At 71.6% G+C, this 15,145-nt stretch carries 13 protein-coding genes; 7 read left to right on the top strand and 6 right to left on the bottom strand.

The window, feature by feature from the left end; genetic code table 11:
* Window positions 1-416: 416 nt before the first annotated feature.
* Window positions 417-1,703 (bottom strand): glycoside hydrolase family 5 protein, encoded by a 1,287-nt coding sequence (locus OOZ19_RS10385; RefSeq protein ID WP_323055115.1) that lies wholly within the window; start codon window positions 1,701-1,703, stop codon window positions 417-419.
* A gap of 671 nt (window positions 1,704-2,374) precedes the next feature.
* Between OOZ19_RS10385 and OOZ19_RS10390 the strand changes: the two genes are divergently transcribed.
* Window positions 2,375-3,211, top strand: a complete 837-nt coding sequence (locus OOZ19_RS10390; RefSeq protein WP_266089849.1) for an alpha/beta fold hydrolase — start codon at window positions 2,375-2,377, stop codon at window positions 3,209-3,211.
* A gap of 319 nt (window positions 3,212-3,530) precedes the next feature.
* Here the strand turns inward: OOZ19_RS10390 and OOZ19_RS10400 are convergent, their stop codons facing one another.
* Complete coding sequence (locus OOZ19_RS10400; RefSeq protein ID WP_266089955.1) at window positions 3,531-4,481, bottom strand: LysR family transcriptional regulator; 951 nt, start codon at window positions 4,479-4,481, stop codon at window positions 3,531-3,533.
* Between the two features lie 85 nt (window positions 4,482-4,566).
* Between OOZ19_RS10400 and OOZ19_RS10405 the strand changes: the two genes are divergently transcribed.
* Both OOZ19_RS10405 and OOZ19_RS10410 read left to right on the top strand, forming a co-directional pair.
* Complete coding sequence (locus tag OOZ19_RS10405) at window positions 4,567-5,853, top strand: aspartate aminotransferase family protein (RefSeq protein ID WP_266089850.1); 1,287 nt, start codon at window positions 4,567-4,569, stop codon at window positions 5,851-5,853.
* 353 nt (window positions 5,854-6,206) lie between these two features.
* Window positions 6,207-6,920: a haloacid dehalogenase type II gene (locus OOZ19_RS10410; protein ID WP_266089851.1), complete on the top strand. Its 714-nt coding sequence runs from the start codon at window positions 6,207-6,209 to the stop codon at window positions 6,918-6,920.
* Window positions 6,921-7,137: 217 nt separating this feature from the next.
* Here OOZ19_RS10410 and OOZ19_RS10415 read toward each other — a convergent pair whose 3' ends face one another.
* The gene (locus OOZ19_RS10415) at window positions 7,138-7,845 is read right to left on the bottom strand and encodes a nitroreductase (RefSeq protein ID WP_266089852.1); all 708 of its coding nucleotides are present in this window, start codon (window positions 7,843-7,845) and stop codon (window positions 7,138-7,140) included.
* Between the two features lie 70 nt (window positions 7,846-7,915).
* Window positions 7,916-8,317 carry a MerR family transcriptional regulator gene (locus OOZ19_RS10420; protein WP_266089853.1) on the bottom strand — a complete coding sequence of 134 codons (402 nt, stop codon included), beginning with the start codon at window positions 8,315-8,317 and terminating at the stop codon, window positions 7,916-7,918.
* Window positions 8,318-8,630: 313 nt separating this feature from the next.
* On the opposite strand from OOZ19_RS10420, the gene OOZ19_RS10425 reads away from it, so the two are divergent.
* From OOZ19_RS10425 to OOZ19_RS10440, 4 genes are read left to right on the top strand one after another with little or no spacing between them, the layout of a single operon-like run.
* Complete coding sequence (locus tag OOZ19_RS10425; RefSeq protein WP_266089854.1) at window positions 8,631-9,353, top strand: GntR family transcriptional regulator; 723 nt, start codon at window positions 8,631-8,633, stop codon at window positions 9,351-9,353.
* Entirely contained in the window at window positions 9,350-10,369 is a 1,020-nt protein-coding gene (locus tag OOZ19_RS10430; protein WP_266089855.1) for an ADP-ribosylglycohydrolase family protein, read from the top strand. The genes OOZ19_RS10425 and OOZ19_RS10430 overlap by 4 nt, the downstream gene beginning before the upstream one ends.
* Before the next feature lie 4 nt (window positions 10,370-10,373).
* Window positions 10,374-11,852, top strand: coding sequence for a purine-cytosine permease family protein (locus tag OOZ19_RS10435; protein WP_266089856.1), 1,479 nt, complete (start codon window positions 10,374-10,376; stop codon window positions 11,850-11,852).
* The gene (locus OOZ19_RS10440; RefSeq protein ID WP_266089857.1) at window positions 11,849-12,799 is read left to right on the top strand and encodes a PfkB family carbohydrate kinase; all 951 of its coding nucleotides are present in this window, start codon (window positions 11,849-11,851) and stop codon (window positions 12,797-12,799) included. Before OOZ19_RS10435 ends, OOZ19_RS10440 begins: the two co-directional genes overlap by 4 nt.
* A gap of 60 nt (window positions 12,800-12,859) precedes the next feature.
* Here OOZ19_RS10440 and OOZ19_RS10445 read toward each other — a convergent pair whose 3' ends face one another.
* Complete coding sequence (locus OOZ19_RS10445) at window positions 12,860-13,909, bottom strand: esterase-like activity of phytase family protein (protein ID WP_266089858.1); 1,050 nt, start codon at window positions 13,907-13,909, stop codon at window positions 12,860-12,862.
* Entirely contained in the window at window positions 13,893-15,137 is a 1,245-nt protein-coding gene (locus OOZ19_RS10450) for a 2-dehydropantoate 2-reductase (RefSeq protein WP_266089859.1), read from the bottom strand. Before OOZ19_RS10450 ends, OOZ19_RS10445 begins: the two co-directional genes overlap by 17 nt.
* Window positions 15,138-15,145 lie beyond the last annotated feature (8 nt).

Here is a 15,145-nt window from a genome sequence, read left to right on the forward strand (position 1 = left end):
CGCTCTTAGACGACAGCCTTCAACTAACACCCCAGTGCAAGTAGTTCGGCGACCCCAGTCATCACCGATGACAGCACGGTAGCAACCGGAACGGTTGCAATCAAGCCTCCGGATTATGACGACTCAAGGCGATCCACCCTCGACAACCGTTACGATCAGCACAGTTCTCTACGCAACGAACTGCCCGGAATCGCAGTTTGCGTAACGCTTTCCGACAGTGCCGTTCACCGAGGCGCGGGGTGTCGAGGCGCAGAGTGACGTACGCGTCGAACCAGCGGGCGCTCAGCCGCGGTGGGCAGGTTGCAGCCGACCCACCGGGTGCGCGGCGATGGGCTGTGAGCGAGGACGGGGCCACCGCCTCCACGGGGCGGTGCGCCGGATGGTCGACGAAGCCTCGGACTCGCCGAGGCCTCGGGTCAGCCGCCCGCCAACCGGTGCCAGGCGTCGGTGCGCCAGTCGCCGTCGTCGAGGGAGATCCGGTCGCCCGCCTCGTCCCAGTGCACCAGCCCCCAACCGTCGGTCTCGCCGCCCTCCTGCCAACCGACCAGCGGCCAGTAGGCGAAGTTCGCGTCGTTGTCGACCAGGAAGTCCACGAAGTTCTCGAACCACGCGCGCGCCTGGGGGTCCTGCTCGCCGCGCCCCACGCCGAACTCGCTGATCCACAGCGGTGCCGTGTAGGGCTTGCCGTCCTCGGTGACGAAGAACGCCTGCCTGCGCAGCACGTCGTAGAGCTCTTCGCGCGACATGTCCTGGTAGCGCGGATCGGTGGTCTCGCCCGTGCCGGTCGCGCCGCTGTGGTTGGGACCGGTGTAGCCGTAGAAGTGCGCCGAGTAGACCAGCTTGTCCGGCTTCACCAGCTCGTGCGACAGCTCCCGCACCGGTTCCAGCGTCGGCCGCTCGTGCGGCAGCCCGTCGACGGGGAGGCCGGTCCAGTTGATGCCCTCGATGATGATCAGCAGGTTCGGGTTGACCTCGTTGAGGATCCGGTCCCCCGCGCGCTGCGACGCGGCGAACCAGTCGTGCTCATCGCCGAGTCCCCAGTTCGGATCGTCGAAGACGTCGCGGCGCACCTCGTTGTAGAGATCCGCACCGACCACGCGCGAGTTGTCCGCGTAGCGACCGGCCATGAACAGCCAGTCCTCTTCCCACTCCTGGTCGCTCTGCGCGCTGTTCCAGCGTTCGTTGCCGTCGACTCCGCAGCACCAGCGCGCCGTGTTGGTGTGGTTGTTCAAGATCACGGCGAGACCGCTGCCGGTGAGCGCCTCGACGGCCGCGTCGTACACCTCCAGCCGCGTCTTGCCGCGCAGTTCCGGGTTCGCGGCGACCGCCTCGTCGGGCACGGCCGCCTCGTCGTCGATCATGTCGTTGGAGAAGGGCAGCCGGATGCTGTTGATCCCGAGTTCCTGGAAGCTGCCGACGATGTCGCTCATCGAAGCCCGGTCCAGGCCGAGCGGGATGCCGTTGCTGTTCTCACCGTCGTGGTGGTTGGCCGGATCTCCGGCGTCGCCGCTGCCGTTCCACGTGCCGCTGGCGCCGTGCCAGTTCCCGGACTTCAGCTTGAACGGATCACCGTCGGCATCGACGATCCGGCTCCCCTCGGTGTGCAGCGGCCCGGTCCAGGGGTCGTCCCGCTCCCCCGCCGCCGGTACGGCCGGTGCCAGCAGTGATGCCGCGAGCACGGCGGCGAGCGCGTTGGCGATCATGCGAACATCTTCATCATCGGCTCCCCGAGGATCGGCCGATCCGCGGACCGGCGGCGGAACCCTCATCCTCGCAGCGATCAACACGCCGCAGAGATCCGGAAATCCCCGCTTTTCCCGTTCAGCGCGGAAGAACCCGCATCCCGGCGGCGTCTCCCCTGCGACCTCCGTGGTGCTCGGCGCCGTCTCCGCCGAGCCGGGAATCACGCCCGGCCCCGTTCCGCGGGTGGCGCGGCGCGGGTGAGGACGTCGCGGACGGTGGCGAAGGGTGTCGTCGGGGTGGACGGCGTGCGAGCTCGGAGAACTTGAGCGCGCCGCGCGAGGTCCGCCGGAGCGCCGCTTCGCAGTCCGGCCGCAGCCCGATGCGCTTGATTTCGGCGTCGATGTGCCTGTCCAGGAACCAGGATGCGATCCGGCCCACGCCGGGGAACCGAAGGACGATCGCCATCGTGCGGCACACCCGCGCGCGAGGCCTGCTCTCGGTGCTGTCGCGTTGCTTCGTCGACCACTGCGTACTCCCGGATCGGTTTCGACCGGACGCGCGGAGCGCGAGAGCGGACGGCCGCCCGAGCACCCGAACGTCCTAATAGGACGCTCCGGCGACCGGAGGGGTCGGGGCCACGACCGTTGGCAGAACCCTGCACAAGACCCCGCATCAGACACGAGGTGAGACATTGTCCGGCACCTTCGCCGAACCGCACGTCTCGGCCCGCCCGACGCTGGTCCTGATCAACTCGTACACCACGTCGGCCGAGCTCTTCCGCCCGCAGTTCGCGGACTCGGCACTGCGACCCACCGCCAACCTGCTCGCCGTCGAGCCGTACGGGCACGGCCGCACGCGCGCCGCGTACCCGCACTTCACCTGCTGGGACGGCGCCATCGCGACCGTGCAGGTCCTCGAAGCGCTCGGCATTCCCGGGTCGTTCGTGCTGGGGACTTCGCAGGGCGGGTGGATCGCTGCTCGCACCGCGTTGCTCGCCCCGGAGGTGACGCGCGGGCCCGTCCTGCTCGGCACGTCGATGGACTTCGAGAGCCCGCGCAGCCGCGAATCGGGCTGCTGGGACGGGATCGGGTTCAACACGCCGATCATCGAGGAGTTCGCCGGACCGGTCGACGAGACCTGGGTGGTGCCGGACCGGCTCGTGGACGACGTGCTCGCCACTGCTCCGAGCGGTACGTCGGCCGCGGAACGCGAGTTCTGGCTCGCCACGTACCGCGCGAACTACGCCGGTGACACCGGACGCCGCCGCCTGCGCACCAGCACGGTGAACCTGCGGGACCGCGACGGGCTCCACGGCAGGCTCGACGACGTCCGCTGCCCGGTCCTGTGGCTGCACGGCACCGCGGACCCGGTGTACTCCGTGCCCAACGCCGAGGAGGAGATCCGGATGTTCGCGGGAGCCCCCGAAGCTCGCCTGGAGGCCGTCCCAGGCGGGCGGCACTTCCTGAGCGCCTCGGACCCCGGCACCGTGAACCCCGCGACGATCGACTTCATGGAGCGCTGGACCTGAGCGGGCAGCTCCACTGCTGCCCACGGGTCACCGGAAGGCGCGTGGAGAGCGGCCAGGGACCGTCGTTGCCGTGCGCGGGTGGGCGGCCGGACGACCTCGACCTGCTCTCCGCCGTAGCGCTCGAAGCCGGGTTGGCGGGTTCGAGGGCGCGGTCGTCGCCGTGACCCACGGCCGCTGGTTCGCGCGCTCGTTCCACCGGTTCCTGGTGTTCGCCCCGAGAGGCCGGGTGCGCGAGTCGCCGGTCCCGGCCCGGGGCGACGCGCCTCACGCGCGGCGGTGACGGGCCGACCGGCGGGGAACGCGCGCCGTTTCGGCCGTCTCATTCCACGTCCTCGCCGGACGGGCGCTTTGCGTCCTGAGCGGACGGTGCGGACAAGGCGGGGATGTCGGCGTGGGCGAGCAGTGCTTCGACGACGGCGTTCACCCCGGCCCGCGACGTCGTGCCCCGGCGCACCACGATGGTGACGTTGCGGTGCACCGGCGTGGTGAGTTCGCGGGTGACCACCGCATGTCCGGGTGCCACCGCGAGACCGGGCAGCAGCGCGAGCGACCGGCCTGCTTCGACGTGCTGGAGCAGCAGCAGGATGTTGCTGAACCGGCAGGCGACCCGAGGTTCGAAACCGGACTCGTGGCACAGGCGCAGCGTCAGCTCCGACATGTAGGTACCGGGCCGGTCGCAGGCCCAGGTCTCCTCCGCGCAGGCGGCGAGGTCCACGACCCGGCGCCTGGCGAGCGGGTGCTCCGCGGGCAGGACGAGGACCACCGGGTCGGTGCCCAGCGGGATCATGTCGAGGTCTTTGCCCCAGGGGAACTCGACGTAGTCGGTGGTCGTGACGATCACGTCGGCCGCCCCGGTGCGCAGCGCCGCGCCGCTCTCGTGCGGCTCGGACTCGATCAGCTCCACGTGAAGGTGCGGGTGCGAGTGCGCCAAGTGGGCCGCGGCCGGTACGGCGAGGGTGGGGATCGCGCTCTGGAACACCCCGAGCCGGACGGTGCCGATCGGTTCGTTGTTCAGGGCGCGCAGCTCGGCTTCCGCCTCGGCCATCCGGTCCAGGATCTCCCGTCCGCGCCGGGCCAGCGCGATGCCGCTGCGGGTGAGCCGCACGCGGCGCCCGGAGCGCTCCAGCAGCCGGGTTCGAGTCTCGCCTTCGAGCACGGCCAGCTGTTGGGAGACCGTCGACGGGCTCAAGTGCAGCGTGTCGGCCACCGCGCGGACCGTCCCCAGGTTGTCGAGCAGGCCGAGCAGGCGCAGGCGCCACGGGTTCAACACCCCACCCATTGTGCGGCAACGTCGAACAGAAACGTCGACATCGTGTGATGGACGCGCATGGACTCGGGTTCGTAGCGTTGCCGTCATGCCGCACAACAGCGCCGCCCACCTGATCCGCTACTCGGGCCGTGGCGACTTCAGCCCGGCCATCATCGACCGCGCCGCGGGCAGCTCGGTGTTCACCGAGGACGGCCGCGAACTGCTCGACTTCACCTCCGGGCAGATGAGCGCGATCCTCGGGCACTCCCACCCGGAGATCGTCGCGACGGTCCACGAGCAGGCCGGGCGGCTCGACCACCTCTACAGCGGCATGCTGTCGCGGCCGGTCATCGAGCTCGCCCGGCGACTGGCGGACTCGGTGCCCGCGCCGTTGGAGAAGACCATGCTGCTGACCACGGGCGCGGAGGCGAACGAGGCGGCGCTGCGGATGGCGAAGCTCGTCACCGGTGGCCACGAGGTCGTGTCGTTCGCGCGCTCGTGGCACGGCATGACGCAGGCCGCCGCCGGCGCCACCTACGTCGCCGGCCGCGGCGGGTACGGCCCCGCCGCCCCCGGCAACTTCGCGCTGCCCGTGCCGGACCGGTTCCGCCCGGACATCGTCGACGCGGACGGGAACCTGGACTGGCGCAGGCAGCTGAACCTCGGATTCGACCTGATCGACGCGCAATCCGTCGGCGGGCTCGCGGCCTGCCTGGTCGAGCCGATCCTGAGCTCCGGCGGGGTCGTCGACCTGCCGCCGGGCTACCTCGCGGCGCTGCGGGACAAGTGCCACGAGCGCGGGATGCTGCTGATCATCGACGAGGCGCAGACCGGGTTGTGCCGCACCGGCGACTGGTACGCCTTCGAGCGCGACGGCGTCGTGCCGGACATCCTCACGCTGTCCAAGACCCTCGGCGCCGGATTGCCGCTCGCCGCCGTGCTGACCAGCGCCGAGATCGAGCAGGAGGCGCACGACCGGGGCTTCCTGTTCTTCACCACGCACGTCAACGACCCGCTCCCGGCCGCCGTGGGCAACACCGTGCTCGACGTGCTCACCCGCGACCGCCTCGACCTGCGCTCCGGGGAGCTCGGCACCCGGTTGCGCGACGGGCTGCTGGAGCTCGCCGGGAGGCATCCCGCGATCGGCGACGTTCGCGGCCGAGGACTGCTGGTCGGCATGGAACTGGTGGACACTCCGGCTGGCGGGAACGCCGACGAGCTCGGCACCGCCGTCACCCGCCGCTGCGCCGAACTGGGCCTGCACATGAACATCGTCCAGCTGCCCGGCATGGGCGGCACCTTCCGGATCGCCCCTCCCCTGACGGCCACCGACGACGAGATCGACCGCGGCTTGAGCATCTTCGACACGGCGCTGGACGAGGCGACCGGCTGACCCTCGCGTGTTCTCCAGCGGTGGCGCTGATCTCGTCGGCCGCTCGGCGCACCAAGGCACCCGGTTCGACGAAGCGGGATGCGGGACTGCGGTCGCGCGGGCCCCAGGTGCTCACGATCGCCGCCGGACGTCGAGCGCCGGGACCGGGGGCGTCGCGCACGGCGTCGAAACCGGTCAGCGCCTGCTGCGCGGCGGCGAACTCCCGAACCGCCGGGCGGTGCACGCGTCCGAGGACGCGCGGCAGGCCCTCGCGCGTTCGCCGAAAAGCGCCCACCCTCGTGACGGGGGCGCTGACGCCCCGAGCGCTCGGCGCCTCGCCGGGCGCGGGAGGTCCGGGCGGAAGGGGCGAGAACATGCTCGACGAGGTGCGCGTGGTGGCGTTCGACGTCTTCGGCACCGCAGTGGACTGGCACACCGGGATCACCACCGAGGTCGGCGAGGTCTTCGCGCACCGCGGGGTCGAACTCGATCCGACGGCGTTCGCCGATTCCTGGCGCGAGCGCTACCTGCCGTCGATGGCGCGGGTCAACAACGGCGAACGCGAGTGGGCCTACCTCGACGCGTTGCACCGCGAGTCGCTCGACGCCCTGCTCGCCGAGCACGAGGTCGCCGACGCCGTGGGCGAATCCGACCGAGCCCGGCTGGTGCGCGCGTGGCACCGGCTGCCCGCCTGGCCGGACAGCGACGAGCTGCTGACCAGGTTGCGGCGCCGGTACACCGTGGTGGCGCTGTCGAACGGCGGCTTCGGGCTGCTGGTCGACCTGGTCAAAGCCGCGGGCTTGCCCTTCGACGCGATCGTGTCCGCCGAACTCGCGCGCAGCTACAAGCCCGCCCCGGCTCCGTACCTGACCACCGCGCGGCTGCTGGACGTCGCGCCGGGCGAAGTGCTGCTGGTCGCCGCGCACGGCTGGGACCTCGACGGGGCACGCGCGGCCGGGCTGCGCACCGCGTTCCTGGAACGCCCCGCGGAGAAGGGCCCGCACCGCGAGGCGGACCGCGCGGCCGACACCACCTGCGACCTCGCCGCCACCTCCGCCTCCGAGCTGGCCGCCCGGCTGGGCTGCTGACCTTCGCGACGCGCCGCGGAATTCACCCGCGTCGGAGCCGCGGGTCGTGCAGGCGGACTTCGTTCTTCCCCGCCGGTGATCCGAGGTTCGCGGTCGATCGAGTCAAGACGCCCGCGGTCGAACCTCGGCTCGATCCGGTTCTGCTAGCGCCTCGATCCCGCACGGATCGATCCGACGAACGTGCGCCCACGCCCGCGGCGACCACTTGGGCGCGGCATCACCAGACGGGTGTGTCGTGCAGGACCACGCTCTCCTCCAGCGGAACCCGGCCGATCTCGAGGCTGCGCACCGGCGACTCGGGCGCAGCGGTGCCGAACGCGATCCCGAAGAGCAGCTTGAGCTCGTCCGGCACGCCCAGCACCTCGCGCGCGGTGTCGGCGTACAGGCCGTGCACGGCCTGGGGAATGCCCTGGAAACCTCGCCCGTGCAGCGACAGCAGGAAGTTCTGCGCGTACATCCCGACGTCGCTCGCCGCACGCACTCCGTCGCCGAGGCGCGGCACGAACAGGAACGCGACGTGCGGTGCGCCGTAGAACCTCAAGTTGTCGCGCACGACCTCGTTCCGGCGTTCGTGGTCGGACCGCGCGATGCCCAGGACTCCGTACAGCGCCGCGCCGTGGTGCTGCGAGCGCGCCAGGTGGACGCCGTCGCCATAGGTGTCCGTGAAATCGGGCGTGCGCCTCTCCTCGTCGTGCGCCGCGAGCAGCTCGGCGCTCAGTTCGTCGCGCGTCGCACCAGAAGCGACGTGCACCAGCCAGGGCTGGGTGTTGCTGTGCGAAGGAGCGCTCTGCGCGTCTTCGAGCACGCCGCGGATCACCTCGACCGGCACGGGGTCGGGCAAGAACTCCCGCGGTGACCGGCGGGTCCTGATCACGTCGCTGATGGATGATGCCGGGTGCGGGAGGGTCTGCGAATCGCTGAGCATGGAGCCAGCCTCCAACCTTCACATATATGTGAAGGTCAAAGCGGAGTGACCAGGCTCTCCCTCGCTCCGGCTACGAATCGGGGTGCTCCGCCGAGGGATCCGGGACGTCTCGCTCAGCGCGCCCCAACGCGTCGATGTAGCGCGAGATCGCGTCGCGGTTGTGCGCGAGGAACTCGATCTTCTCCGCCATCCGATCCCGCTGCCGTTCCAGGATCTCGCGCAGCTCCGGGTCAGGATCGGCGACGACGATGTCCTGCGACCGGTTCAGGCAGGGCAGGATGTCACCGATGATCCGCGTCGGGATTCCCGAGTCGAGCAGCCCGCGGATCTTCCGCACCCGGTCCACGAGGTACTCGTCGTAGACCCGATATCCGTTGTCCAGGCGCCGCGGCGCGATCAGGCCCTGCTCCTCGTAGTACCGCAGCATCCGAGCCGGGACCCGCGTCCGCTCCGCCAGCTCACCGATCCGCATCGCGCTTCTCCCTTCCTCGCTCCCTCCCACGCTAGAACGCCCCCCGCGGTTCCAGGGGCGCGACCGCCTGGTGGCCATCCGGAGGCCCGCCCCCGGGCTTCGAGAACGGGCGGAGACGTCCAGCACCGCCGAGGCCGACGGGCTCCCTGCACGTCCGGGTTTCGCCTCGGCGACTTCGTCGTCGAGGCCACCAGGAGCTCCGGCAGGCCTAGAATGGACCGCCCGGTCTTCCGGCCGACGTGGAGGCGTAGGACGCGCCGCCCCTTGCCCTCGACGGCGATGCTGGTGTACATGTACCAACATGTATAGACAGGTGTCTCCGGGGAAGCGGCAGCAGATCGTCGACACCCTGACGCGGCGCATCCGCGACGGCCACTACCGGCCCGGTGACAAGCTGGACGGTGAGCTGCGGCTGGCCGAGGAGTTCGACGTGTCCCGGGGCACCGTCCGGCAGGCGCTCAGCGAGCTCCAGCACCAACGCCTCATCGTCACGGAGACCGGGCGCGGCTCGTTCGTCATCTTCGACGGGCACCAGCTGAGCCAGGAACGCGGCTGGGCCCAATCCCTCGCCGGCACCGGCAGCACGGTCGCCGTCGCCGTCCTCGGCATCGAGCGCGTGCAGCGCTCCGAGGTGCCGCTGCTGCCCGCGGACGTCCGGCTGGAGCAGGGCATCGCGATCCGCCGCGTCCGGCTGCTGCGCTCCGGGAAGGACAGCGTCGAGCCGATCTCCTTCGAATGCTCCACCGTCCCCGCGGAGGGACGCCTCGCGGAACTGCCGGAGACCGGGCTGATCCAGGGCTCGATCTCGCAGACCCTCGTGCAGGCCGGATACCTGTCGACGCGTGGCACGCAGAGCGCGGACGTGCACCCGCTGGACGAGCGGGAGGCCGAGATCCTGCGCCACGACGCGGGAACCGCTTTCCTGCGCACCGCCCGCACCTCGTTCACCGACGACGGCCGGTTCGCCGAGCACGTCGTGTCGCTGCTCGACCCGCGCCACTTCACGCTCGCGTCGAACTTCGGGGACGAACGATGACGGCCGCTCCGGATCCCGCATTCGACCGCGCGTACGGCGCCCTGGTGGGGCTCGCCATCGGCGACGCCCTCGGCATGCCGACCCAGTCCATGCCGCGAGAGATGGTCCGCGAGCGCTACGGCCGGATCGAGGACTTCGCCGACGGCGCCGCCGATCAGCCGATCGCCCCCGGCATGCCCGCCGCCTCCGTCACCGACGACACCGACCAAGCGATGATCGTCGCGCGCCTGGTCGCAGACGGCGCCGGGAGCATCGACCCGCACGCCTTCGCCGCGGAGCTCATCGCCTGGGAGCAGGTCATGATCGAGCGCGGCTCGCTGGACCTGCTCGGCCCGTCCACCAAGGCCGCCCTGGCGAAGCTCCAAGCGGGGGCCTCCATCGAGGAGACCGGCCGCTACGGGACCACGAACGGCGCCGCGATGCGCATCGCCCCGGTCGGGGTCGCCCACGCCAGGGACGGTCGCCTGATCGACGCGGTCGTCGAGGCCAGCCGCGTCACGCACAACACCGGCCTGGGGATCTCCGCCGCCTGCGCCATCGCCGCCGCCGTCTCGGCGGGCGTCGACGGGGCGGACACCGCGGGAGCCGTCAAGGCCGCCTCCGCCGCGGCGCGGGACGGTGAAGCGCGCGGGCACTGGGTGGCGGGAGCCTCCATCCCGGCGCGGCTGGACGCCTTCAGCCCGCACGCGCACCGGCTCGGCGCCGAGGACTTCGAGTCGTTCCTGCACGCCGTGGTCGGCACCTCGGTGCAGTCCCAGGAGTCCGTCGTGGCCGCGCTGCTGCTCGTCGAGCGCGGCGCCGAGTCCCCGTTCGACGCGCTGTGCACCGCGGCGTCCCTCGGCGGCGACACCGACACCGTCGCCGCCATGGCCGGGGCGGTTCTCGGCGCAGTGCACGGAATCCGCGCCTTCCCGGAGGAGGCCGTGAACCGGGTGCTCGACGTCAACGGCCTGGATCCGGCACCACTCGCGCGGCGGCTCCTCGCCGTGCGGCGATCGTCAACGAAGATGAGGTGACCCCGTGTCCGAGACCCCGACCGGATCCCCGGCGGCGAGTCCGGTGGAAGCCCCGCAGGCCGGCGCGCTCGGCGCGGTGGAGCAGCGCGGCATCGAACCCGTTCCCGTCTCCGAACGCCGCGGGAACCCGCTGCAGCTGTTCTGGGTGTGGTTCGCCGCGAACATCTCCGTGGTCGGCATGCCGCTCGGCGTCAGCCTCATCGCCCTCGGCCTGTCCGCGTGGCAGGCGGTCGTCGTCGCGATCATCGGCTCGTTCGGCTCGTTCGCCGTCGTCGGCCTGATCTCCATCGCCGGTCGTCGCGGCGGGGCGCCGAGCCTCACCCTCTCCCGCGCCGTGTTCGGCACCCGGGGCAACGCGGGGCCGACCGCGGTCGCGCTCGTGTCGAGGCTCGGCTGGGAGACCGTGAACACCTCGACGGCCGCCCTCGCGATCGTCACGAGCGCGTCGCTGCTCGCGGGCACCGGAGGCGACGCGAAGTCCGCGCCGCTGGTCGCCGTCGCGGGTGTGGCGCTGTTCGTCGGCTTCACCGTCGCCGTGTCCGGGATGGGCCACGCCGTGATCCTGCTCGTGCAGAAGTGGTCCACCTGGATCTTCGGCGCGGTGAACCTGCTGATCCTGGCGTTCCTGGTCGTCAACATCGACTGGGCGGAGGTGGGCCGGGCGCCGAGCGGTGGCCTCGCCGCGGTGCTGACCGGGATCGGCACCATCGTCGCGGGCACCGGCATCGGCTGGGCGAACTCCGGCGCGGACATGGCCCGCTACCAGGCCCCGACCGTGCGCGCGCTGCCACTGGTGATGTCCGCGTCGGCAGGTGCGGGCATCCCGCTGGTGATCATGATCAGCATGGGGTCGGTGCTCGGCGCGTCCGACGCGACCATTGCCACGTCCGCGAACCCCCTGGACGCCATTCGCGACACCCTGCCGACCGGAGTCGCCGTCGGCTACCTGGTGATCTCGTTCATCGGCCTGCTGCTGTCGAACCACCTGTCGGTGTACTCGGCGGGCCTGACCACCCTCACCCTCGGGCTGCGCGTCAAGCGGGTGTACGCGGTGATCGTCGACGTGGTGGTCACGACGGTCGCGTCGCTGCTGTTCCTCCTCGTCGCCGACGGGTTCTACGGGCCGTTCACCACGTTCATCTCGCTGCTGGCCGTGCCGATCTCGGCCTGGGTCGGGATCTTCCTGGTCGACATGATCCGGCGCCGCGACTACGACCCCGACGGCCTGCTCGACCTCACCAGCCGGGGCGCCTACTACTACACCGGCGGAGTGCGCTGGTCCGCCCTCGGCCCGTGGCTGGCCGCCATCGCCGTCGCGGCCCTGTTCATGCAAGTCTCCCCCGGCGACGTTCCGTGGTACACGGGGCCGCTGCACGACACGTGGATCGGCGTCAACGGCATGGCGTGGATCGCGGCGGCCGTCGTCGGCGGAGCGCTCTACGCGGCCTTCGGCCTCCGGTCCGCGGCAGGTGACGACGAATGAGTCCCGGTCGCGTCATCCACACCGGGCAGGCCGTCGTCGACCTCGTCCTGCGCGTGCCCGCGGTCCCCGCTGCCGGTGGTGACGTGTTCGCCTCCGGGCACGAATTCCTCGCCGGGGGCGGCGTGAACGTCATGCTCGCCGCCGCGCGCGACGGTGCTCGCGTGGTGTACGCGGGAGGCCACGGGACCGGCCCGTTCGGGGACGTGGTGCGCGCGGCGCTCGCGGCCGAGGACGTGGAGCTCACCGGCCCGGCCGACCCCGGCGCCGACACCGGGTTCAGCGTCGCCCTCGTCGACGACGACGCCGAGCGGACGTTCGTCTCCACCGCCGGAGCCGAAGGCGCGGTGGACGTGGCTCGCCTGCGCGACACCGGGCCGGGCGAGGGCGACGTGGTCTACGTGTCGGGCTACTCCCTCGTGCACGACGCCAACCGCGCGGCACTGCTGGAGTGGCTGCCGACGGTCCCGGCGTCCGTCGTCGTGGACCCCGCCCCCGTGATCGGTGACGTCGACCTCGACGCGGTGCGCGTCCTGCTGGACCACGCCGACGTGTGGACCACGAACGAGCGGGAAGCGCTGATCCTGTTGCGGCGCCTCGGATCGGACGCCGGTGGCGGCGACGGCGCGGACGTGGCGACGGCGCTCGCCACGGCCACCGGCCGCACCGTGGTGCTGCGGGCCGGAGCGCGAGGCGCGTTCATCGCCCGCCCCGGCGGGGACGTGCTGAGCTGCCCCGCCCCCGAGGTCGAGGCCGTGGACACCAACGGCGCGGGTGACGCCCACGCCGGCGTGATGTGCGCGCGGCTGGCCGCCGAGGAGGACCTCCACGCCGCCGTCCGGCGAGCGGGTGTCGCGGCGGCGATCGCCGTCACCCGCTTCGGCCCCGCAACGGCCCCCACCACCGCCGAGATCGACGCCGCGCTGCGGGACGGGCTCACCGGCCGTTGAAGCCGGCGAGGTTCCGGGGTGGTCCCGATCGCCGGGGCCGTCCGCACGAGCCGCGCAGGCCTAGCCGGGAAGCCGGATGCGGAAGGTGTAGAACCGGGTCGTCTGGGCGTTGTTCTCGTTGTCGTCGCTGATCAAGTACAGCAACCGCGACCCCTTCTGCGGCCCGGCGGTCTCCTCGGGGCCCACGGCCATGCCTTCGACGTTGTCCAGCAATGGATTCGGCTGCTCGTGCCTGCTGACGACCTGCCCCGGGCTGCCCGCCGGGCAGTCGCCGAGGCTGAACAGCAGCGTGCTGCGCACGAACACGTCGGCCGGGACTTCGGCCAGCGCGGGCCCACCCGTGATGTCTTTGTCGTCGGTCAGGCGGATGTCGAAGATTCGCACCGTGTTGCCCAGCCCTTCGACGTACTGCCTTTCCAGGGCGAGCAGCCGATCTTCCCCGGTAACGGCGAGCTCGGCCAACGAGGTTCCGGCGCTGGTTTCGTACGCGTACTGGCGGTCCGGGATGTAGGTTCCGCCCGATTCACCCTGGTAGCGCTGAATTCGCAGGCGGTTTCGCCCTCGTTGGTCGCCGTCGTCGTTGAGCGGCGCCTCCCACCCCGCGTAGAGATTCCGGCCGTCGGCAGTCGCGGCCAGCGACTCGATGGTGCGGCCCTGCTGCGCGCCACCGAGGGGCTCGGTTCGCAGCTGCTCCGGTATGGGCAGGGGACTACCGGCCTCGCGCCCGTCGCTGAGCTGGAAACGGCGGATCGACGGGCCTTTCTCGGAACTCAGCAGGATCGTGCCGGTGCGAGGCTCGACGACCAGGCCTTCACCGTCGATCACTCCTCCGTAGGGCCTGCCGTTGGGGTCGCGCAACGTCAGCGCGGTGTCCGCGGAGAGGTCCAGAGCTTCGGGATCGCCCAGTTCCAGGAGGAAGACGCGGCCGGGTTCGTTGTCCGCGAGGGCGTACCCCTTCGACCGGCCGGTGAGGGCGAACGCCGACAACCCGGTCACTCGTTCGCCGTTCACCTGACTCTCGTCGAGCTGATCGGAGTGGTCGAGCAGGGTGGCGTTCTCCGAGCAGGAACCGCCCGCAGGCACCGGGTGGTGCTCATACCACAGGCCCACCGCCGGTTCCACCGCCAGCCCGCCGACGAAACCCAGCGCGACCGCAGCGGTGAGGCTCAGCCTGAGCCGGGTCCGGCGCGGCCCTGCTCTCGGCACGTCGGCCACGCCGGTGGAGGTGGTCTTCCGCTGCGCGGTGTTGTGCGCGAAGTGCAACGCGCCGACCTGGTTCTGATCCTGTTCCTGCGGTTCCGGCAGGCGTGGCAGCGGCCTCGCGGAGGTCCGCCAGGAGTTCCGGCCCGGTCCAGGTGCCGCGCCGGTCCGGTGGTGTCCTCTCCGCTCGTTTGACCAGTTCCACGACTCGGGCCGAGGCCGGTGCGGGCAGCGAGTGGCGGGCGGACATGGTCACGACTTCGCCCTGCAGCACGTCGATCTCGGTGACCCGCCCGCGTTGCAGGTCCTCCCACGTGGAGGAGCGGGCGTGCGGGTCGACGGCCAGGATGCGGCGGGCGACGCGGCGGAACACGCCGTCGGGGAACCGCAGCAGCCGGGGGATGAGGGCGGGCGGGATCGGGGTGAGCCGGGCCGGTTCCACGCCCTCCGCGCGGAAGGCGGCGAGGGCTTCGCGTTGGCACAGCGCGAGGCAGGCGCGGAAGGCGCGCTGTTCGAGCTGGGTGCGCAGCGGGAGCCCGGACAGGGCGTTGAGGGCGTTGTTGAGGTTCATCAGCAGTTTCCCGTGCTGCACGCCGCGCATGTCGGTGTGCGGCTGCACGGCCAGGCCCGCCTCGGTCAGCACGGCGATGAGGGGCCGGGCCGCCGGGGTGTCGTCCAGCATCAGCGCGCCCTCGCTTCCTTGGTGGAAGTGTCCGGGCCGGGTCTGCACGACGTTGTAGGGCACCATTCCGGCCAGCACGGTGTGCTCGGGCAGCTCGGCGCGCAGCAGGTCCGCGTTGTGCAGCCCGTTCTGGAGGCTGCACACCACGGTCCGCTCGCCGAGGTGCGGGGCGAGGTCGCGGGCGGCGGTGGCCGTGTCCGCGGACTTGACGGTGATCAGCACGATGTCCGCCCCGGCGGCGGCGTCCGGCCCGGTGGCGGTCCGCAGCGCGGACGCGGGGACGTACCGGGGCGGCAGGGTGCCGCCGGACACGGACACTCCGTCGTCCTGCACGACGGCCATGGCCTTGGCTCGCCCGATCAGCGTGACGTCGGCGACCGGCGCGAGCCGTCCGCCCAGGTAGCCACCGATGCTGCCTGCTCCGAACACCGCGATGCGCGGAAGCGCCTGGTACACGGGAGGAT

This window comes from Saccharopolyspora sp. NFXS83, assembly GCF_026241095.1.
Lineage (GTDB): Bacteria > Actinomycetota > Actinomycetes > Mycobacteriales > Pseudonocardiaceae > Saccharopolyspora_C.